This is a genomic window from Halioxenophilus aromaticivorans, from assembly GCF_042850945.1.
In the GTDB taxonomy this organism is placed as follows: Bacteria; Pseudomonadota; Gammaproteobacteria; order Pseudomonadales; family Cellvibrionaceae; genus Halioxenophilus; species Halioxenophilus aromaticivorans.
In genome coordinates this window covers 264,982-284,879 of record NZ_AP031496.1, presented here as the reverse complement: position 1 = coordinate 284,879, position 19,898 = coordinate 264,982, and the positions used below count along the sequence as shown (strand labels likewise).

General features: G+C 52.0%; 16 protein-coding genes. 9 read left to right on the top strand and 7 right to left on the bottom strand.

The features are described from left to right. Positions 1-116: 116 nt before the first annotated feature. Complete coding sequence (locus ACGHM3_RS01395; RefSeq protein WP_342630632.1) at positions 117-1,943, bottom strand: hypothetical protein; 1,827 nt, start codon at positions 1,941-1,943, stop codon at positions 117-119. A gap of 118 nt (positions 1,944-2,061) precedes the next feature. Then, a complete protein-coding gene (locus ACGHM3_RS01390) occupies positions 2,062-3,927 on the bottom strand; it encodes a hypothetical protein (protein WP_345422081.1) in 1,866 nt (621 codons plus the stop codon). 92 nt (positions 3,928-4,019) lie between these two features. On the opposite strand from ACGHM3_RS01390, the gene ACGHM3_RS01385 reads away from it, so the two are divergent. The 7 genes from ACGHM3_RS01385 to ACGHM3_RS01355 all read left to right on the top strand — a co-directional run bounded on the left by ACGHM3_RS01385 (position 4,020) and on the right by ACGHM3_RS01355 (position 9,796). Next, entirely contained in the window at positions 4,020-4,952 is a 933-nt protein-coding gene (locus tag ACGHM3_RS01385; protein WP_345422084.1) for a LysR family transcriptional regulator, read from the top strand. Between the two features lie 89 nt (positions 4,953-5,041). Next, a complete protein-coding gene (locus ACGHM3_RS01380) occupies positions 5,042-5,647 on the top strand; it encodes an SPOR domain-containing protein (protein ID WP_345422087.1) in 606 nt (201 codons plus the stop codon). Positions 5,648-5,746: 99 nt separating this feature from the next. Then, positions 5,747-6,286: an ATP-dependent protease subunit HslV gene (hslV, locus tag ACGHM3_RS01375; protein ID WP_345422090.1), complete on the top strand. Its 540-nt coding sequence runs from the start codon at positions 5,747-5,749 to the stop codon at positions 6,284-6,286. A gap of 12 nt (positions 6,287-6,298) precedes the next feature. Then, a complete protein-coding gene (gene hslU, locus ACGHM3_RS01370) occupies positions 6,299-7,621 on the top strand; it encodes an ATP-dependent protease ATPase subunit HslU (RefSeq protein ID WP_345422093.1) in 1,323 nt (440 codons plus the stop codon). Positions 7,622-7,630: 9 nt separating this feature from the next. Continuing rightward, positions 7,631-8,005 (top strand): DUF971 domain-containing protein, encoded by a 375-nt coding sequence (locus tag ACGHM3_RS01365; RefSeq protein WP_345422096.1) that lies wholly within the window; start codon positions 7,631-7,633, stop codon positions 8,003-8,005. Positions 8,006-8,132: 127 nt separating this feature from the next. Further along, complete coding sequence (locus ACGHM3_RS01360; RefSeq protein ID WP_345422100.1) at positions 8,133-8,525, top strand: diacylglycerol kinase; 393 nt, start codon at positions 8,133-8,135, stop codon at positions 8,523-8,525. 161 nt (positions 8,526-8,686) lie between these two features. Next, on the top strand, positions 8,687-9,796 hold the full coding sequence (locus ACGHM3_RS01355) for a nucleoside hydrolase (protein WP_345422103.1): 1,110 nt from the start codon (positions 8,687-8,689) through the stop codon (positions 9,794-9,796). Here ACGHM3_RS01355 and ACGHM3_RS01350 read toward each other — a convergent pair. The 3 genes from ACGHM3_RS01350 to ACGHM3_RS01340 form a co-directional block, all read right to left on the bottom strand. After that, complete coding sequence (locus ACGHM3_RS01350; RefSeq protein ID WP_345422106.1) at positions 9,780-10,796, bottom strand: PHB depolymerase family esterase; 1,017 nt, start codon at positions 10,794-10,796, stop codon at positions 9,780-9,782. The genes ACGHM3_RS01355 and ACGHM3_RS01350 overlap by 17 nt on opposite strands. A 13-nt stretch (positions 10,797-10,809) precedes the next feature. Continuing rightward, positions 10,810-13,041: a TonB-dependent receptor gene (locus ACGHM3_RS01345; protein ID WP_345422109.1), complete on the bottom strand. Its 2,232-nt coding sequence runs from the start codon at positions 13,039-13,041 to the stop codon at positions 10,810-10,812. 473 nt (positions 13,042-13,514) lie between these two features. Next, positions 13,515-14,936, bottom strand: a complete 1,422-nt coding sequence (locus tag ACGHM3_RS01340; protein WP_345422110.1) for a sodium:solute symporter family transporter — start codon at positions 14,934-14,936, stop codon at positions 13,515-13,517. 49 nt (positions 14,937-14,985) lie between these two features. Here ACGHM3_RS01340 and ACGHM3_RS01335 point away from each other — a divergent pair, with 49 nt between their 5' ends. Next, the gene (locus ACGHM3_RS01335; protein WP_390517750.1) at positions 14,986-15,726 is read left to right on the top strand and encodes a TetR/AcrR family transcriptional regulator; all 741 of its coding nucleotides are present in this window, start codon (positions 14,986-14,988) and stop codon (positions 15,724-15,726) included. 151 nt (positions 15,727-15,877) lie between these two features. Here ACGHM3_RS01335 and leuA read toward each other — a convergent pair whose 3' ends face one another. Continuing rightward, a complete protein-coding gene (gene leuA / locus ACGHM3_RS01330) occupies positions 15,878-17,563 on the bottom strand; it encodes a 2-isopropylmalate synthase (protein ID WP_345422115.1) in 1,686 nt (561 codons plus the stop codon). 315 nt (positions 17,564-17,878) lie between these two features. Between leuA and ACGHM3_RS01325 the strand changes: the two genes are divergently transcribed. Next, on the top strand, positions 17,879-18,361 hold the full coding sequence (locus tag ACGHM3_RS01325; protein ID WP_345422118.1) for an Lrp/AsnC family transcriptional regulator: 483 nt from the start codon (positions 17,879-17,881) through the stop codon (positions 18,359-18,361). Here ACGHM3_RS01325 and ACGHM3_RS01320 read toward each other — a convergent pair. After that, positions 18,351-19,829 carry an alpha/beta hydrolase-fold protein gene (locus ACGHM3_RS01320; protein ID WP_345422120.1) on the bottom strand — a complete coding sequence of 493 codons (1,479 nt, stop codon included), beginning with the start codon at positions 19,827-19,829 and terminating at the stop codon, positions 18,351-18,353. The genes ACGHM3_RS01325 and ACGHM3_RS01320 overlap by 11 nt on opposite strands. Positions 19,830-19,898: the final 69 nt, after the last annotated feature.

The window sequence follows — 19,898 nt, the reverse complement described above, 5'->3', positions numbered from 1 at the left end:
TTACCTTAAGTGGTGCTCGCTTCCGGGGCGGCCAAAATAAAAAGAGCCAGTGACCGATAATCACTGGCTCTTTTTTTGTCAAAATTTCTGAACATATCTTGAGAATAAATCCCTGTCTAACGCCGGTTATTGAGATAAACGATTTTTTTCACTTCGACTGGACCTCTCGCGAGCCCAAGCCTCATCGCTGGAGTTTGACCTGTCTTCTTTTCGCTACAGTAGTTGTAGTAGACCCGGAAAATCTCACCAATCATGGTATACATGGTGGGATCGTAGGCTGAGTAGCCATACCAGGTTCTGCCTTTGCTGGTTCCCGAAGTGAAAGGTCTCTCAAAATATGTCGAGAATCGACGAATCTTCATGAAAAAGCGATCAACCGGTGCCAGCGTCGCAATCCTATATAAATTTGCCTGGTGCTCACGATCAAGCCTTTCAACATCAGTGATTGCTGCCACCATTTTTTCTGGCTCTGCCATCGAGGCACCTGGATGCTCAATCCATTTCTCAGGAGACTTTGGAATCCGAATCGGTTTTTGAAGACGCTCCAGTATGATGTTGTTCGAAACATCAACGATATCCTGATAGGTCAGGCTACGAAGTGGCACCCCGGACATAACCGAAACCATTTTCCGGAATCTGGCGACGATCTTTTCTTTTTCATCAACAGTTTTGTTCTTCGCGGCTCGGATCAGAAAACCGTCCGAATTACCTTCGGCAACCATCTCACGAAAAGCAGATAGATAGGCTGCCTTCATGCCACTATCAAGATCCATAAAAAACCGGGTCTTTTCGGTACTCTGGAAAAGCCGCTTTAACAGAAAGAAATGTGCCATCATCGTGTACTCATTGTGAATCAGCACACCTTTGGGCGGAAGAATATTGGTGCGGTCAAAGTGTTCCGATGAGTCACTTAGATTCAATTTCTGGTCGGCAAGAGTCCTTATTTGGACCTCATCCTTCAAGCTTCCTCCAACTGGGAGGTCCTGTTTCGAAGGGAGCCCTTTCAAATACTCATTGAACTCTTGCCGTAGCCATACACGGGCGTACTTTCGGTGGTGTCGAGGGGTTTCATATTCGCCAATCGCCTCAGCGTCCTTCTCAATTTCTTCTGCATCGACACTGCCGTCGAAATTAAAGTTAAAGGCAAATACGTAACCGGTATCCTTGCACGCTGTAGCAATCCCGTAGATATCGCAATTTCGTTTGTCCTCTCGCTTGGTCCAGTTGCTCACCACAACTTGACGATCCGTGCAAAAATACATTCTCCTGAACGCTCTGTTCTCAAGATCCCTTTCTCTACCGGCTGAAAATTCCTGACACTGCCGATAGAGGAACCGAATCTTGTCGTAAACAGTTTTCGTGGATATGTCACAGAGGAACGCGATTCTGCGAATAGGAACCTTGCTAACGAGAAGCTTAAGTATCTGGATGTCAATGTGAGGCTTGGAATGCTTCCGGGTTTTTGGGCGCGATGTAAAACCTTTGCCGCAAACCCCACATTTCAGGCGCTGATTGCCGGATGCCGTTCGGCCATTTCTTTTGACTGATCCGGCGACGTTACCTATATTGCTATCACAGTCGGCATTTGGACAAGAAGGCATCTTTGGATCTAAATGACGTGAAATTCGGTTTAACTCTTCAACCACAGCCTGATTGCTTTTCAGTGAGGTAGAAATTGCGCCAACCTCAAGTCCATCGCGCTTTTTCTCACGGCACTTTAAACAGAAAATCGATGAGGTTCCTTTACCGGTTCCGGACACTTGAAAGAGACCACTCCCTTTCTCGTAAGCGCCGAGGCTAACTTCAACTGCTCCATCAGAATTTTTGACAGGAGTCAGTGCCAAAAAGCTTTCACATGTCGGATTGCGGCACCCATTGACCTGAATGCCAGCCACTGGAAGAGGGATGCGGGGATGTTGCTGCTGGCCAGATATCGAACCCATAAAAAAAGCGCCATACTGTCTGGATATCCAGTAGTATAGCGCTTTCGTCGGCCTTGTCACCCAAGCCAGCACCACTTAAGGTAAACGGCTTGGGTTCGCCCGGTTTTTTTGTTTACTGCTAAAAACCCACGGGTAGCGCCATTCGCTTCAGACTAAAAACACGGTTTTCATTGGCTTTAGAAGCACCGAAAAGATCACCGAAGTAGGATTCCACGTATAACACTGCACCATTAGCCACCAGTCCACTGGGCGGGTTAGCGTCACTCGACAACATCCTCACAGGACGGCCCACTGCGCCATCAATAGCGATACCGGTTAGCCCTCCCCCATCGCCGTGGGGTACACCATTTTCAAATACCAACACTTGATTAGGGCCCAATACCCGCACCGCATCTGGCCCGTTCAATGGCGATGGCAGCTGTATCTCGCTGACTGCGCCCGCCTCGCCCTTCTCATCAACAGCCACCTTGATCAGTTTACCGGCCTGAAACAAGGTAACGTACACGGCTTGATCTTGGTCGGAATAGGCGATTCCGTTCAATCCCAAGTCACCCTGATGGAACAATTCGTCTGCGGACCACACTGTGTAGTTTTGAGTAGCGGAATCGAACTGCAGAATACGGTGGCCAGTGGTGTCCGTGACTAGCAACGATGAATCATCAATGGCATCAATGTCGTTGCACAAACCACCGCCGGGTATCGGCCAGCGCCCGGCTAAACTGCTATCGTTTAGATTGAACGCCAGCAACGACGAATTAAAACCAGGCAGCTTATGCAGCCCCAGCTCTGCGGTGCAGGCATACAGCAGGCCGGCTTGGTTATCCACGTACAACCCCTGCACTGAATTCAGCCCCAAGCCAGGGTCGGCCACAAACTCACTTACCTGCCCGGTGGCCGGATCAAACAGGGCGATAGCCGATTCCGTGGCGCTGCTGATATAAACCCGCCCCTGGTGGTCCTCAGCCAGGCTTTCTGGATACCAATGCGGCGGTAGTATCGCCAGCGTCGATACCGGGGATGGATTGGGCTCAATGGCCAGGCGGAATATTTGAAATGTTTTGGGCTTGGCTAGGTTGCTATTGGGCAGCATGGCGTGGCGGATTCCAGCTTCCGAAAAGGCCAGCTGACCCTGCCAAATAGAGAGATTAACCGGCATATTTACATCGGATACCAGCGTTTCAACCTGCACCGGATGGGTGTTTAGATCCAACCGAGACAGCTTGCCCTCACCCGATTCTACAGCGCCTTCTGCCAAATACAGCTGATCGGCTTTGGCCCAAACCATGCCGTCCGGATTATCCAACGGCCTGGACAATAGCAAGGACTCAACTCGGTTGGCCTCGGCTAAATCAACCTTCTGCAATTGGCCGGTACTGTAATGGCCCACCAACAGGGATGCGGCCGGAGCCTGGCTGGGCGACAGGGCAATGCCGGCCGGGCCAATAGCGCCTCTGGGCACTGGGCCTAAATCCGCCACTTCGACCATTGCCGCCGTGTGATCTGAGAGGTGATAAATCCTACCCGATGATGAGTCGGTTACGTAGGCACCCCCCTGGCCGTCCAAGGCGATGTCATTGCCAAAGCCCTTGTCGGGCATATCGATGGCGGTTATTACCTTGCCCCGAGCGATGTCTACCACCCCGATCCGATGGCGGCGCTTCAACCCTTGCTTACCCAAAAAATCCGGCGATGCCACCCACAATAGGTTAGTGCTGGTATCGAAGCGTAGCGCAGTACCGGCCCACAATGATGGGCCAATATCTATCGTTGAAATAATTTCGCCCTGAGCATTCACACGCAGCAAGCTAGGCTTGGTAACCGACCCCACTATCAAATCACCGTTGGGCAAATAGGCCAGCCCGTTGGGGTAGCCAAACTCTGCCGGCAAAGTGAGCAGCGGCTTCGCCACTGGTTTGACGTCTGGCTCCGCTGACACGACCGCTGACAGTAGTAGCAGGTACAGTAAGACTTTGCGGTTGAACATCGACAATCCCTAATTTGGTTTAATAGCTCAACCAAGATTATTATTACGATATACAACTTACAACAACGCAATTTAAGAGATACTATTGCACCATGCGCAACAATAGAAGTTTGATTAGTGGTGACCGATTTGTGCTGTTGGCCGCCTTTGTCGCCGTTGCCGACACGCTCAACTTTGCCGAAGCCGCCAAGCGGCTGCATCTCACTTCATCCACCCTTAGCCGACGAGTAAAAAAGCTCGAGCAAGAACTCGGTATCCAACTGTTACGGCGCACCACCCGCCAGGTAAATCTCACCGAACAGGGCCGGCGCTACCATCAACATTGCGTGCAGGTATTGGCACTGTTGCAAGATGGCGACGATCAACTGCAAGAATCCGAGGGCGCCGCAACGGGCACTCTTGTTGTGGCTGCACCCAGCAGCTATGCGCGCACGGTGCTGTCACCGCTACTACCGGAATTTATGCGGGCTCAGCCCAAGGTAAATGTGGAGTTACGGTGCAGCGATCGCTACGTAGATTTGGTCGAACAGAATATCGATGTAGCAGTGCGCATTGGCGATTTAGAAGATTCAACCTTAGTCGGCCGCAAACTGGACAACAATCGGCGGCGACTGGTGGCAGCCCCGAAATACCTCGCCCAATTGGGGCAACCCAACTCACCCCAAGATTTGCAGCAGCATCAATGTCTGCATTTTTCACACCTCAGCGCTGGGCGAGTTTGGTCGCTTTATAAAGGCAAGAACAAATCCCGTGTTGCGGTTTCACCCTACCTGATCTGTGACGACGCTTCGGTATTGCTCGATGCAGCCATCGCCGGCCTGGGCATCGCTATTTTGGCCGACTTCCTATGCCTGGGGGCGGTGGCCAAGGGGCAGCTCACGCCGGTGCTAAGCGACTGGACCCTGCCCCCCAGCGAAATTTACGCGCTCTACCCTAAAGCCGACTTTATCCCAGCAAAAACCCGCACGTTTATCGATTTTCTTGTGCAGCGTATTAATACAAAACATCCCACCGGCGATGACTAAAACTTTCTCAAGCTAGTTTCAATCGGCCCTGCTAAACTAGAGATTGCTAACCGATCAAACCCGCAGCTGAACGTCACTTGCCGTAACCCATGTCTCGAGATTTTGCCAAAAAGAAGCCCGCCAACACCCCCAAACGCCGTAATCGTCGGCCCAATCAGCGCAAAGCAAAGTCTTCGGTTCCGGTTTGGCTGTGGCTAGCCACAGGCATCTTAGTTGGTGCTTTTGTGATGTTTTTGCTGCATTTAAACGGCCTGACACCCTCTCAACAGCCTAAAATTGTGGTTTCAGAGACCACCGTAATGGAAGCTCAACCTCCGGCCAACGACGAAACCGAGCAAGAGCAACCTTCAGCAACGCGGCTGCAGTTTTATCGACTGCTAAAAGAATCCACCGTAGAGGTACCAGAGCCAGACCCAGCCACGGCAGCTAATGAACCGGCCAATACTACGCTCTACGTATTGCAGGCAGGGTCGTTTAAAAACAGCAGCGATGCCAATCGCATGCGAGCCGAGCTGATCTTGCTCAACCTCAACGCCAATGTGGAGGAGTCCCTGGGCTCGGATAACCAACAGGTGTGGTACCGGGTGATGGTAGGCCCGTTTGAAAGCCGCTCGCGCATGGCCAAAGCACGCAGTATTTTGGTCTCCAACGACATCAACCCACTGCTGTTAAAGCGCGCCAAAGAAGCCGGGTAACTCCCTCCGCCCAAGCGCGGCGCCGCGCTTGAAAAGCCAAGCCCGCGCCCCCACAGTGTAGTGCTCAGCCTTCCCATCCTATTAAATAAAGGAACTCACGTGGAGCAATACAGAGGCACTACGATTTTATCCGTGCGCAGAGGCAACACCGTCGTCATAGGTGGCGATGGCCAGGTTTCTCTGGGTAATACCATTATGAAAGGCAATGCGCGCAAGGTTCGCCGCTTGTACAAAGACCAAGTGCTGGCCGGCTTTGCCGGTGGCACCGCCGACGCCTTCACGCTATTTGAGCGCTTTGAAGCTAAGCTCGAGTCCTACGGCGGCCAACTGACCCGAGCCGCAGTAGAACTGGCCAAAGACTGGCGCACCGACCGCGCCCTGCGCCGCCTAGAAGCACTGCTGGCGGTGGCCAACGCCGAGGCCTCACTCATTATCACCGGTAACGGCGATGTCATTCAGCCCGAAAACGACCTAATCGCCATTGGCAGCGGTGGCGCCTTTGCCCAGTCGGCCGCCCGTGCACTGTTGGATAACACCGACATGAGCGCCGAAGACATCGTTAAACAGGGCCTCACCATCGCCGGCGATATCTGCGTATACACCAATCACAACCACGTGATTGAAAGCCTAGAATTTTAAGGACTCGTTATTATGTCCAGCATGACCCCCAGTGAAATTGTTCACGAACTCGATCGTCATATCGTGGGCCAACAGGACGCCAAACGCGCCGTGGCCATCGCCCTGCGCAACCGCTGGCGCCGGATGCAGCTGTCCGACGATTTGCGCAACGAAATCACCCCAAAAAATATTTTAATGATTGGCCCCACCGGTGTTGGCAAAACCGAAATTGCCCGCCGCCTAGCCAAATTGGCCAATGCACCATTTATGAAAGTAGAGGCCACTAAGTTTACCGAGGTGGGCTATGTTGGCCGCGATGTAGATTCCATCATTCGCGATCTGGTGGATATGTCGATCAAGATGCACCGCGAGCAGGAAAAAGAAAAGGTCAAACACCGCGCCCAAGACGCCGCCGAAGAGCGCGTGTTGGATGCACTACTGACACCGGCCCGTGGCAATGAAGGCGAAGAATCCAAAACCGATTCCGCCACCCGGCAGATTTTCCGTAAAAAATTACGCCAGGGCGAACTGGACGACAAGGAAATCGAAATCGATGTTGCCGCCACTAAAGTGGGCGTTGAAATTATGGCGCCGCCGGGCATGGAAGAGATGACCAGCCAGCTGCAAAACATGTTTTCTAACATGAACCAAAATCGCAGCCAAAAAGCCAAGCTCACCATCAAGCAGGCCATGAAACAATTAGCCGATGAAGAAGCCGGCAAGTTAATCAACGAAGAAGAAACCAAGGCCAAGGCCATTGAAGCCGCCGAGCAAAATGGCATCGTGTTTATTGATGAAATCGACAAGGTGGCCAAGCGCGAAGGTAACAGCGGCGCGGACGTCTCCCGCGAAGGGGTACAGCGCGACTTATTACCGCTGATTGAAGGCTGCACCGTTAGCACCAAGCACGGCATGATTAAAACCGATCACATTTTGTTTATTACCTCTGGTGCTTTCCACCTAGCAAAGCCTGCGGATTTAATCCCCGAGCTGCAAGGTCGCCTGCCTATTAGAGTGGAGCTGCAGGCACTTACACCGAAGGATTTTGAGCGCATTCTCACCGAGCCAAATGCCTCGCTAACCGAGCAGCACACAGCGCTGATGGCCACCGAAGGCGTAACACTCAACTTTACCGAAGACGGAATTTCTAAACTGGCAGAAACCGCTTATCAGGTGAACGAATCCACCGAGAATATCGGCGCTCGCCGCCTGTACACAGTGATGGAACGCCTGCTGGAGAATGTGTCTTACAATGCCGGAAACGGTGAGCAAACCTTTACTATTGATGCCGCTTTCGTGGAACAGCAGTTGGGCGAATTGGCGCAGAACGAAGACCTCAGCCGATATATTCTGTAAGGCCCCACCATGAACCCGCAAGCGATTAAATTCCACAAGCAATCGCAAACCTTGGAGCTGGTGTACAACAACACCAGCTACCATTTAAGCGCAGAATTTCTGCGAGTGCATTCCCCTTCAGCGGAAGTACGCGGCCACGGCCCAGACCAAGCGGTGCTACAAGCCGGCAAACAACACGTTAAAATCCTAAAACTTGAGCCTCAGGGCAACTACGCACTGCGCATCCATTTTGACGATGGCCACGACACCGGCTTGTATTCTTGGGCGTTTCTGCACACACTGTGTGGCGACCAAGCGCGCCTGTGGCAAACCTACCTTGAGCAACTAAACCAAGCCAGCTTAAGCCGAGATCCAGACACCAGTGCGGTAAAATTTATTCCGTAAGTGCTAAACCTTCAGCTGTTCGACACATAGAGCAGCTATACTCAAAGGCTCAACGGTTGAGGCCACAACCACAGACTTGGTAATCCAACGATTGCCCAACCCCATCGCCGGTAAGAGAACGAATTCGATGAACTCTAAGTCATCCGAGCAGATATACGGAGAAAAGCGCCCGGTAAGCCCGCTCCAGCGCTTGAGTAAATCCACGTATTATTCCTACAAAGGCCTGCGAGCCGCGCTGCTGCATGAGCAAGCCTTCCGCTTTGAAGTGTACGCCTTTTTGTTGGCCATACCGCTATCCACCCTCGTCGCCAAAACCGCCATTGAATATCTGATGCTGATTGGCAGCGTGGTGTTTGTGATGATTGTGGAGCTACTCAACACCGGCATTGAGGCCATCGTCGACCGCGTGGGTGTGGAACACAACGAATTGTCTGGAAGAGCCAAAGACGCCGGCTCCGCTGCAGTATTCCTGTCTATATTACTCTCGGCCTCGGCCTGGGTGCTCATCGCTATCTATTGATGCGGTTTTGTTCTGAAACGGCTTAACCGCCGTTTCACATTGTTTACTCTCCCTTCTCATTACTGTTGGCACGCTTTTACTCGTCGTACACTGTAAATCCGCCTGGATTATGGCCCCGCCCTACCCCGGTTTACCCCAGCTTGTATAAGAGGACACGACCTGTGAAAACCCTGACTATCGTTTTGGCCTGCGCGGCACTTATTGGCTGGGGCAACCGCAGTTTTGCCACGGCCGTTATTTTTGACACCGACGTCGCCATCGACGATTGGTCTGCCTTGCTGTTCTTGGGCAAACACCCCGAGGTTGACCTGCTGGCCGTGCTGGCCAACGGCGTAGGCGAAACTCGCTGCCCACCGGCCATGAAAAACATTCCCGCCCTGCTCGACCTAACGCCGCAAAAGGATGTGGCCGTGGCCTGCGGCGACGACTACCCACTGGACGGCTTCTTCGCCTTTCCGGAACCCTGGCGGCAACAAGCGGATACCCTCTCCGGCGTGGCACTGCCCCCGTCCCAACGCCCGGTCAGCCAGCAGCACGCCGTTGAATTGCTGCACCAAACCCTGTCTGCAGCCCGGCAACGGGTGGTGGTGGTTGCCACGGGCAGCCTAACCAACATCGCTCAATGGCTGGAGAAATACCCTGCAGACAAACCCAAAGTAAAACGATTGGTGATTATGGGCGGTAGCTTCGAAGCCCCGGGCAACATCATTGTGCCCGGCTTTACCGATGGCCACCCCAACACGCGGGCGGAATGGAATATTTTCGTGGATGCCCTGGCGGCCGAAACCGTTTTTGCCTCCGGCTTGCCCATTGAGGTGGTCGGTTTAGATGTGACCAATCAAGTCAAAGTCACCACCGAGTTTGCAAAAGACTTTAAGCAAAACGTAAGCACACCGGCGGCGGAATTTTGGGATAAGGTGCTGGACGATAACGATTGGTTTATCGATTCGGGGGAATACTACTTTTGGGATGTTCTGGCCGCCATCGTGGCGGTGGAGCCATCGTTTTGCAAAGGGCCGATGACGCCCGTGGCAGTGCGCTTTAGCGAGGTGGCGCAAGCCGACCTAACAGAAGATTCCGCCGCACTGGTATGGGCCGATAAAACCATTCCTACAACCACCGTTACCAGCCAACCGCGCAAGCACTACGACCCAGCCACCTTTGGCATTACTGAAATGGCCGGCGACCACCCAGCGGTTAAGGTGTGCACAAAAACCCGCGCCAACAAGGCCTTTAAGCTGTTTACCAAAACGCTTAATCGCGCGGATTAGTGCGCACTGAGGGCGGCAGCATCACCACTGGGCTGGGCGATGGATTTAGATTGTGCACACGGCGATTGTTGGCAAACAGAAACCGAGCAAGCAACGCCGGATAATTGATGGATTGGTTATCCATAAAAGCGCTGGCGCCAGAGCCGCCACCAGCGGGCCAGGCGTGGCCCAAGCCGTGGATCATGGTCAGCGATACCCGAGGCCCCTGCTCGTCACCCCAGCGAGTTTCTTGGGCATTAAATTGAATGCCCGTGATGGGATTGGCCACGTTACTGGCATCGGCGCCGTACAAACTGACAAAGGACTGTGCGATAACCTCGGCGTAACCGGGGTTGGCGATGGCATCCTCGCTGCCCCACACTACCGACATCACTTGGGTATTTAAAAATTCTCGCTTATCCCCGGCCAACGCCAAGCAGGCCTCGGTGACCGACTGCGTATCCGTGGCAACCTGCAAGGTTTGCAGCGCCGAGGTGCCCAAAGCAGGGCCCGCAGCGTTGCCACCGCCGGCAAACACATCCGGCGCTAAGCACATTAACACATTGACCATCGCGCCACCGGAGGACAACCCCGACAGATAAACCTGATTGCTATCGATGTTAAGGGATTCGCGCTGTAGCAAATCGCTCACCAGCGCTAACAGATTATCGTTGTGGCGGTTATCTCGGCTGTGTTGCGCACCGTAATAATCCCAGCAACCGTAGGCTAACACGCCGCCATCCGGCGCATTGGGCAGGGCCAACACCAGGCCGTAATCGTCGGCGGTTTGCTGCCAGTTACTCTGCTGCTGAAACTCCGTGTTGCCCTTTGCCTGTTGGCCACAACCGCCAAGGCTGACCATTAACGCCCGCTTGCCGGCCAACTGAGGCGCCGTGGACGGCACATACAGCTGGGTGGGCATACTGGCGATTTCTTCTTTCTGCCACTGCCCGGCGTTAACCGTCGTAGGCAGGGCACTTACTACAATAAACAGCAAACACAGAACAACAAAAACCGGCACCGCAAAACGCTCTCTAGAAGTTGTAATTTACCGATAGTGCCACAGTGCGTGGATTACCGTAATAACCAACCACTGAATTTTCTAACCCGAGCCCATAAAAATTGTAACCGCCGACGCGATATTCTTTATCGGTGAGATTTTTGCCGTGTAAGCCGACACTCCAGTGGTCGCTGCCGTCGCGCCATACCACACTGGCATCCACCAAGGTGTAGGCGTCTTCATCCACCAGGGATTCCACCTGCGGGAAAATACGTGTTTCACTTTTGTGGGAGGCGGACAATATCCAGTTGAGATCGCCACTGCTGGCCAACGACATATTGTAATTAAGCGCAATAAAGCCGCTCAGCTCCGGCGTAAATTCAAACTCCCAATCGTCTGATACATCCACCGGGCCATCGGCAGTTTGCGTAATCACTTCAGTGAAATCCGCATCGGTGTAGCCAAAGGCTGCCTGCAGGCCGAAACCCGCACCAAGATCGGCCATCAGTTCCAGTTCCGCGCCCTGCACTTCGGCTTTACCGGCGTTTAACACAGCACTTACAAAGTTAGTGCCGTCTGGGGTGGCGGATTGCACCGTCACCTGAAGATCGTCGTAATCGGTATGGAATAAGGCAGCATTTAAACGCAGCCGGTTATCAAACAACTCGGTTTTAACACCCACCTCAAAGGTATCCACGGTTTCTGGATCGTAACCGTTGACGGTTTCGGGGTTGGCAGCGGCGTCGCCGCGCATATCAAAGCCACCGCTTTTAAAACCGTGGCTAAAGCTGGCATAAGCCATGACTTCATCGGTGAAGCGATAATCCACACTCACGCGGGGAGAAAATTCGCTCCAACTGTCGTCGTTGGAATAATCGGTATTAACGCCAAGGGTGAGTAAATCCGTGCCGCCCAACCACGATGACGTGCCATCAACATACAGCAGCGCCTTGTACACCGAGGCGTCTTTGTCATCTTTGGTGTAGCGCGCGCCCAGAGTGGCGGATACTTTTTCATTAAAGTCGTAGGTGGCGTGGGCGTATACCGCAAGGCTGGTGGTATCCACATCGCCGGCGGTAACCGCGTTAAAATTACCCACAACGTTACTGCCATCGGCGAGTAAATCGGGGTTATCAAACGCGCCCAGCAACACATCAAAAGCACCGGATGCGGTACCCTCGTAATAATAAATACCGCTCACCAAATGAAACTTGTCGCTGTCGTAATTGAGCTGAAACTCTTGCGTAAATTGATCATCTTCATAGATGGCCGGCACATGCAGTGATGAGAAAGACGTATTATCAAAATCGATGTTGGTGGTGGTTTCGCCCTCACGATAGGCGGTGATGGATTTAAACGCCAGGGCGTCGTTGACATCCCAATTTACTGTAAATGAAGCACCGGAACTTTCTACTTCGTTATCGGTGTCCATGTCCGCCCAAGTGTCGTAAACATCACTGGGAGCGACTTCGGTGGGCACTAACACACTGGGTAATAATCGGTGGCCGCCCTTGGCGTTGGAGTCATCTTGGGTCATATCCGCCGCAAACCGAAACCACAGCGCATCGCTGGCGGTAAATTCCACGCTAATACGGCCAGCCATAATATCTTTGTTGTAGTTATCATCGCCGTTTAATAAAAACTCACCAAAACCATCGCGCTGTAGACTGGCAATGCTGCCACCCACGGCTAACTGCTCGGTGATGGGTAACTCGCCGCTTAAAACAATATCGCGCTGGTTGTAGCTACCCACGGTGGCGTTAACCGAAAATTCCGGCTCGCCGGTTAAACGTTTGGTGACGTATTTAATGGCACCACCAATGGTATTTTTACCGTAGAGCGTACCCTGGGGGCCGCGTAATACTTCGATGCGATCCACATCGTACACATCCAAAACACCGGCCTGGGGCCGCGCATAATAGACATCATCCACGTATAAGCCTACGCCGGGCTCAAAGCCCCACAGCGGGTCTGCCTGGCCAACACCACGGATATAGGCCGTAATGGTGGAATTTGTGCCCCGGCTGGTTTGCAAGGTGGTATTGGGCGAGGATTTTTGTAATTCGGTAATGTCGCTAATGCCCTGATCTTTTAAGGCATCGGCGTTAAAGGCGGTAATGGCCACCGGTACATCTTGCAGCGATTGCTCGCGCTTTTGCGCGGTTACGATCATTTCTTCCATAGGCCCCTGAGCGTGCACTAAGGTACTGCTCAAGACCAAAACAGAAGCCAGCGGTAATGGATAAGTGATGTGAGATAATTTCATGGCGAAACCTGCTTTGAGTTTTTATAAGTTTGTTATTACACGAGCGGTTACTAACGGAAATCTATGCACGCACGGCAAAAGGCGGATGAGACTGCGGCGATGGCACAGAACACCTATTGGTCCGATGTAAATTGAATGTGCTAAGCGGTGTTACGATTTTTGTATTTTTTGTTTTGTGACAGACTGCATTTTTGCTTTTTGGGTGTCGTTGTTAGCTGAATATTCAGTGTTCTTTTTTATATCGATAGGTAGTACCAACCATTAATGTAACCACAAGACACGTGATTACTGCTAGCACCCTATTTTAAACTTTTTATTCTCTACTCTAATGACAGATATAAGCATGGGCTTGGGTACACGCGCCACGGTTAACTGCCGGCATACAATTCAACACCCGTTGAATAAAACAAGATTAATTCAACATTTGTTGAGCCGTCAAGCATTGGCCGTTATTTTGTGCTCTTAGAAAGCTATCACTTGCCCCGTAATGCCGCCAAAGCCACCAGGGTGTAGCCAGCGGAAAGCAAAATGGCATAACTGGCAGATACGGCAGGATTGACAACGCCAAACGCCATGTTGAGCAACAGGTGTGCCGCCAAGGCCAGCACCGCAGCGGAGAACATTAGCCACAAAGGCAATTTGCCTCGCCACACCACACCAAACAGCAAGGGTACAAAGGACGCCGCGGCCAACCCGTAAACGCCTTTTTGCGCAAACAAGCCGATCAACGCCGGTGGCTGCCAAGCCAAGGCACCACCAACAACACCCACGCCAACCAACACCCACCGCGACATCGCCAAGCCCCGGCTGTGGTCGCCGGTAAGCGGTACAACAATATCCTTAACCACCATGGCAGACAGGGATACCAAAATACCATCAAGGGTACTCATGCCCGCTGCCAAAAGCGTTATAAACACGAACGTTAGGAAGTATTGACCCCACACCGATTGGCCAAACTGATGCAGTAAATAATCGCGTACCACGGTATCCTGGGCCGGGATATCTAAACCAGCCAAGCGGGCGTAGAAACCCACGGCAAGCATTAACGAAAAACAAAAGCCCACCACCACAGCCACGGTTATAAAGGTGTTAATGTCTTTTTCTTCTTTTAAATACAACACCTTAGTTAAAATGTGGGGTTGCAGCATCAGAGCAAAGGTCACCACAAACCCGGACACAAACACCGAGAAGAAACTAAAATACAAATTGCTGTCTGGGTTAAATATTTTGGCGTAGTTCTCGCCCGCCGACTGCAGCGCCGGCATAAAGCCATCACTAAAATAGCCCAACCCTTGCACGAACAACGCCACAGCTATCAACAGCATCATTATGCCTTGCAAGGTGTTGGTGTAGGCGTGGGCGTAGGTACCGCCCATTAGCACATAGGAAAACACAAACACCAGCACAATGACTAGGGCGGTTTTTTGCCCCACCGGGAACAACCCCACCATCAACAAGCTGCAGCCGACTAAGATCAACACCACAAAGGTAATGGATAACAAATTGATAAAGGCGAAAAACAAACTGAAACCACGGTGCTGAAACCGGTGATAGATCCAGTCTGGGATGGTGAGCGCTTGGTGCTGGCTACCCAACCGTAGAAAGCCACGGGTTAACACTAGCAGCGCACACAGTATGCCCAGGCTTGCGGCCACACCGTAATGCAAAAAAGCAGACAAGCCATGCACGTAAACAAAACCAGGGTTGATAACAAAGGTGGCGGTGGAGGCCACCGAGGCTGCGAAGGTAACCCCAATTAATACCGGGCTCATGTCCTTATTGCCGATGGAAAACCCGCGAATATCTTTGGTGCGGCGCATGCCAATCCAAGACAACCAATAAATCACGAGGATGTAAACGGCGCAGATGCCGTACTTAAAAATTTCTGGAGTCATTATCGTTATTCGCACGGGAGTTTGATGAACCCACTATATTCAACAACTGTTGAATTTACAAGACAAGCCAATTACACTGCCAAGCCAACGCCACAACGAGCCGCATCTGCTGTGGTTGCAGGTTCCTTTCCCAGGCAACAATGGCCCAACGTTTATGCCCAAGAACCCTAACGAAACCAATAAAAAAGATCGGATTTTGGATGTTGCCGAAGAACTGTTCGCCCTACACGGCTACGATGGTGTCTCCATCCGGCAGATTGCTTCTGCCGCAGAGGTAGACGTAGCCCTGGCCAATTATCATTTTGGCAAAAAGCTGGATTTGTTCCGTGCGGTATTCGATCGGCGAGCGCAACTGCTCAGTGATACCCGCCGCGAGGTACTGCAAAGTTACGAGGGCAAAACCTTAAGCTTAGAACAAATTATAGAAGCGTTTTTGCTGCCGCTTAAAATGGCGCAAAAAACCGGCGATGCCGGCTGGCGCCATTATTTATCACTGCTGGCCTACGTGATGACCTCACCGGTTTGGAACAAAGAGCTACTGGCCAAGGTTTTTGATAAGCGCGTTAACGAATTGATCGACGGTTTAAAAATAGCACTCCCCAAAGCCGATGACGAAAAAATTCACTGGTGCTACCAGTATATGTCTGGCGCATTAGCGTTAACCTTGGCGCAAACCGGGCGCATAGACCGCCTCAGTAATAACCAGTGCCACTCCACCGACTTTGACACCGCTTACGAATTAATGGTGCCGTTTTTAGCCGCAGGCTTCCGGGATGTGTGCGGCCAATAACCTCGTGCTTTTGTTGGAAAATAACGAAAAAGTAGACGCATAAAAAAGCGTAACGAGCAGACGTAAAAAAGCCCCGGCTTTTTGCGGGGCTTTAGTGTACCAGCGTGGTGTGGGGCGTTTGACCTGGGCCATTAAACCTGGGGCATTAAACCTAGGCAGTTAAACTAAGTCCCGCGCTTACCGCTTGGTTAACGCACACTAAAATTGCGTTTAGGTTCGCGCTTAACACATCGTTGTTTTGGCTTATGCCGTTGTAGCGCTCGCCATTAATTTTAAGCTGCACAAAAGCCATGGCGGCAGCATCGGTGCCCTGGCCTATGGCGTGCTGATCGTAGTGCACAATTTCTAATTCGATGCCCAGGCTATCTTGCAACGCATGGCAAAACGCTGACAGCGCACCATCGCCCTGGCCGGCAATGGTTTTACTGCCCTTAGGCCCTTCCAAAGACGCAGTAATGGCTTCACTATCGTTATTGCGATCCAATGAGTAAGCCGCTAACTGGTAGCCACCCTCGGAATCCATAAACGCGGCTTTTACGATGTCGTAAATTTGTTGCGAGCTCACCTCAGTGGATTGCTTCTCGGCCTGTGCTTGAACCACGCGGCTGGCTTCAATTTGCAACCAACGTGGCATGGCCATGCCGTACTCTTGCTCTAGGATGTACGCCACACCACCTTTACCCGACTGGCTGTTAACCCGGATTACGGACTGGTAATCCCGGCCAATATCGCGTGGATCGATAGGTAAATAGGCCACATCCCAATGGCTGCCTTCGGTTTGCTGAGACAAACACTTGCGGATGGCATCTTGGTGGCTGCCGGAGAACGCGGTATATACCAAATCGCCCACCCAAGGGTGACGAGGATGCACCTCTATTTGCGTGCATTCGCTGACCACACGCACAATTTCTTCGGCGTTGGCAAAATCCAACCTGGGGTCGATACCCTGGCTATACATGTTCATGCCCATGGTAACGATATCCATATTACCAGTGCGCTCACCGTTACCCATCAAGGTGCCTTCTACGCGATCTGCCCCAGCCATTAAGGCCAGCTCGCCGGCGGCTACAGCACTGCCGCGATCGTTGTGCGTATGCACACTCACCACAATGGCCTCTCGGTTGTTGATGCCATCGCAGAAGGTTTCTACCTGGTCTGCAAACACATTGGGTGTGGCGCATTCCACCGTAGCCGGCAAATTAAAGATGGCTTTGTTATCCACTGTGGGCCGCCAAACATCAATCACGGCGTTACAAATTTCTATGGCGAAATCAATTTCGGTGCTGGAGAAGCTCTCCGGTGAATACTCAAAGGAGAACTTACAGCCCGTGTGTTTGGCGGCATGATCGGCCAACAATTGGGCGCCGTTGCGAGCAATTTCGATAATGCCTTCGCGCTCCATGCCAAACACCTTTTCGCGCTGAACCGGTGAAGTGGAATTGTACACATGCACAATAGCTTGCTTGGCACCTTTTAAGGCCTCGAAGGTGCGCTCAATCAAGGCTTCTCGGGCTTGCACCAACACCTGAATAGTCACGTCATCCGGGATTTGGTTTTCTTCGATCAACCAACGGCAGAAGTCGTAGTCTGGCTGGGAGGCCGAAGGAAAGCCTATTTCGATCTCTTTAAAACCAACTTTCACCAGCAGTTTCCACAGGCGCTGTTTTTGAGCCACCGTCATGGGCTCGATTAGCGCTTGGTTACCATCGCGTAGATCTACCGAACACCAACGTGGCGCGGATTCAATAACCTGGGATGGCCACCGACGGTTTGGCTTGTTGATCACAGGGCTACGGCGATACTTTTTGTGGTTAAACGCTGGGCTGGAACTGCTCATGAGAAACTCTTTTAGGGGTATTAGGCTCGTTGGATTTCATCCTGCACACAGGCTGCTGGGGGTACTGTGCCATTAGACAGAATTAAACCAGCCCAGTTGACACTTTTGGTGACTCTGGGCTGGGCCCCGGTAGTGGCTTGTGGCTCTGTACCAGGAATGTTGCACAGTATAGTGAAGATCAGCGGGCGTTTCTCACTAAAGTTAGCGAGAATCACCCTAAAAATTGATTATTTAAACCACAAATATTCCTATTTGTAGATTTTATCGCCCCGCCCAAGCTATAGTAAGCTTTTTTACACCATAAGAGCCCTTAACATGCAGCTAGACCGCATTGACCGCAAGATCCTACAGGAGCTACAAAAAGACGGCAGCCTCAGCAATTTGGATTTGGCTGAACGCATAGGGCTATCGCCCTCACCATGCGCGCGACGGGTTAAAGCACTTAAAGACGCCGGCGTTATTGGCCGAACGGTAACGCTACTGGACCCAAAAGCCCTGGGGCTTAGCCTAACCGCGTTGATTCACATCAGTATGGACCGGCACACGCCGGACCGGTTTGAGCACTTTGAAGCCGAAGTGGCCAACTACCCAGAAGTACAGGAATGCTACCTGATAACCGGTCAGGCGGCGGACTTTGTGCTCAAGGTAGTGGTAAAAGATATGGACACCTACCAGCAGTTTTTGCTGGGCAAGTTAACCCGGCTAGAAGGCGTTACCGGGGTGCAATCGAGCTTTGTAATGCGACGCTACAAAGACAGCACCGAGCTACCGGTACCAGAGGAATACCCTATTGCTTAGCCGCCTGCCAGCGCTCTAGCGCCTGGGGCAGAACAGTTTGCAGCATCTCACCGGCGCTTGAATCACAGTGGCCACCACGTGGCTGCCAGTGAAACTTGGCATCAGACTCCGGGTTGGTACGCGCAGTAAGCATATCTTCAAACCGGCGCATGGCGTTGTTGAGATAGTAGTCGTCCATCTCGCCCATGTAGAGGTGCAACTTGCCCGCCAGCGCTGGGCCAACATTGCGCCAGTTGGTTTCAAGATACCAGCGTAAATCCCACTGGCGCCAGGTATTGGCAAGCTCGCGATTAATAACACCCTCACCATCCCACAAAGGCATAGGCAAGCCATCGCTGCCGCGCGGACTAAACAACGCCATCCAAGCGCCCCACTGGCCCGACGAGCGCACAAAGTTACCATCAATGGCCAAGGCGCTCTCCATGGCCGCCTCATCTTTGATGGTGAATACCACCTCGCCGTCTTGCTCTCGAGCAGAGGGCCGCAGCGGCCCGTGTTCGCTAACAAACGCATTGGCGTCTTTATAAATATCCACCAGCTGGAAGGCGCTGAAATCTACTGGGTCTGCGCTGAACGACCAAGCCCCGTTAAATAGCTCCGGCTGATAAATTTGCAACGCCAAACTCACCCAGCCACCAGTCGAACAGCCGGTGGTAAAAAAGCCATCGCCATCTTGCTCTATGCGAAACGTTTGTTGTAAATAAGGCAAAAGCTCTTGCCACGTAGCATCACCGTAGGGGCCATTATTTTTACTGTTTAATTGGTAAGAATCACCAAAGGGTGCCTCACCATCTAAAAATACAACAATGGCCTGTGGTGCCTCTGGCGAATACCAATAGTTTTTAAAGTCTTTGTCTTCAAATAATTCTTGCACCCGGGTATAGCGCTGGCGGAAGCCGCCGATTTGAAAAATAACCGGGTAAAACTGGTTAACTCGGGTTTGGTAACTATTAGGCAATAACACGGCTGCCTTGAGTGAAACATCACGCTGCCAAAAGTTAGACAATACCTCGCTTTTAAACTCAACGTATTTAATCAGCTCGGAAGATTCGGGTAACGGCTCAGCCTGCACTTGGTTCTTTAACGCCAAGGTTAAATCCAACTTGCCCTTCTCCGGCACCTGCAAGATCACTACATCACTGTACAGATTGCCATCGCTGTTGAGATCGGCGGAAAACACATTGTGATCTAACAAAGCTTGCACCCGCCAGGTACCGGCCGGGAGCTGCTCCAATGCAGCAACCGGGTAACCGGAAAATTCATCACTGAATTTGCGTTTTTCACCCACGGCCCAGCGCTCTACATTAGTGGCGAAAATTCGGCTGTTGGATGCGGTGGGATAATAATCGTATAAACGCGGCTCGCCCTCATCTTGCTGGCTAAAAAACAACAATAACCTGCCTTGAGTGACTAATTCAGAATCGTTGGTGACGGCAACACGGAAATCTGCCGCCCTAACGGCAGACACGGGCAACGCCAATACGAGGGTGAATAATAATACCGAGTACAAGCAACAAGCCAACCTTGCAGCTTGTGA

Bases quoted from the DNA above. Each gene is read 5' to 3' on its own strand.
- ACGHM3_RS01395 (WP_342630632.1), bottom strand. From the start codon at position 1,943: ATGGGTTCGATATCTGGCCAGCAGCAACATCCCCGCATCCCTCTTCCA.
- ACGHM3_RS01380 (WP_345422087.1), top strand. From the start codon at position 5,042: ATGTCTCGAGATTTTGCCAAAAAGAAGCCCGCCAACACCCCCAAACGC.
- ACGHM3_RS01345 (WP_345422109.1), bottom strand. From the start codon at position 13,041: ATGAAATTATCTCACATCACTTATCCATTACCGCTGGCTTCTGTTTTG.
- ACGHM3_RS01360 (WP_345422100.1), top strand. From the start codon at position 8,133: ATGAACTCTAAGTCATCCGAGCAGATATACGGAGAAAAGCGCCCGGTA.
- ACGHM3_RS01340 (WP_345422110.1), bottom strand. From the start codon at position 14,936: ATGACTCCAGAAATTTTTAAGTACGGCATCTGCGCCGTTTACATCCTC.
- leuA (WP_345422115.1), bottom strand. From the start codon at position 17,563: ATGAGCAGTTCCAGCCCAGCGTTTAACCACAAAAAGTATCGCCGTAGC.
- ACGHM3_RS01385 (WP_345422084.1), top strand. From the start codon at position 4,020: ATGCGCAACAATAGAAGTTTGATTAGTGGTGACCGATTTGTGCTGTTG.
- hslU (WP_345422093.1), top strand. From the start codon at position 6,299: ATGTCCAGCATGACCCCCAGTGAAATTGTTCACGAACTCGATCGTCAT.
- ACGHM3_RS01365 (WP_345422096.1), top strand. From the start codon at position 7,631: ATGAACCCGCAAGCGATTAAATTCCACAAGCAATCGCAAACCTTGGAG.
- ACGHM3_RS01390 (WP_345422081.1), bottom strand. From the start codon at position 3,927: ATGTTCAACCGCAAAGTCTTACTGTACCTGCTACTACTGTCAGCGGTC.
- ACGHM3_RS01325 (WP_345422118.1), top strand. From the start codon at position 17,879: ATGCAGCTAGACCGCATTGACCGCAAGATCCTACAGGAGCTACAAAAA.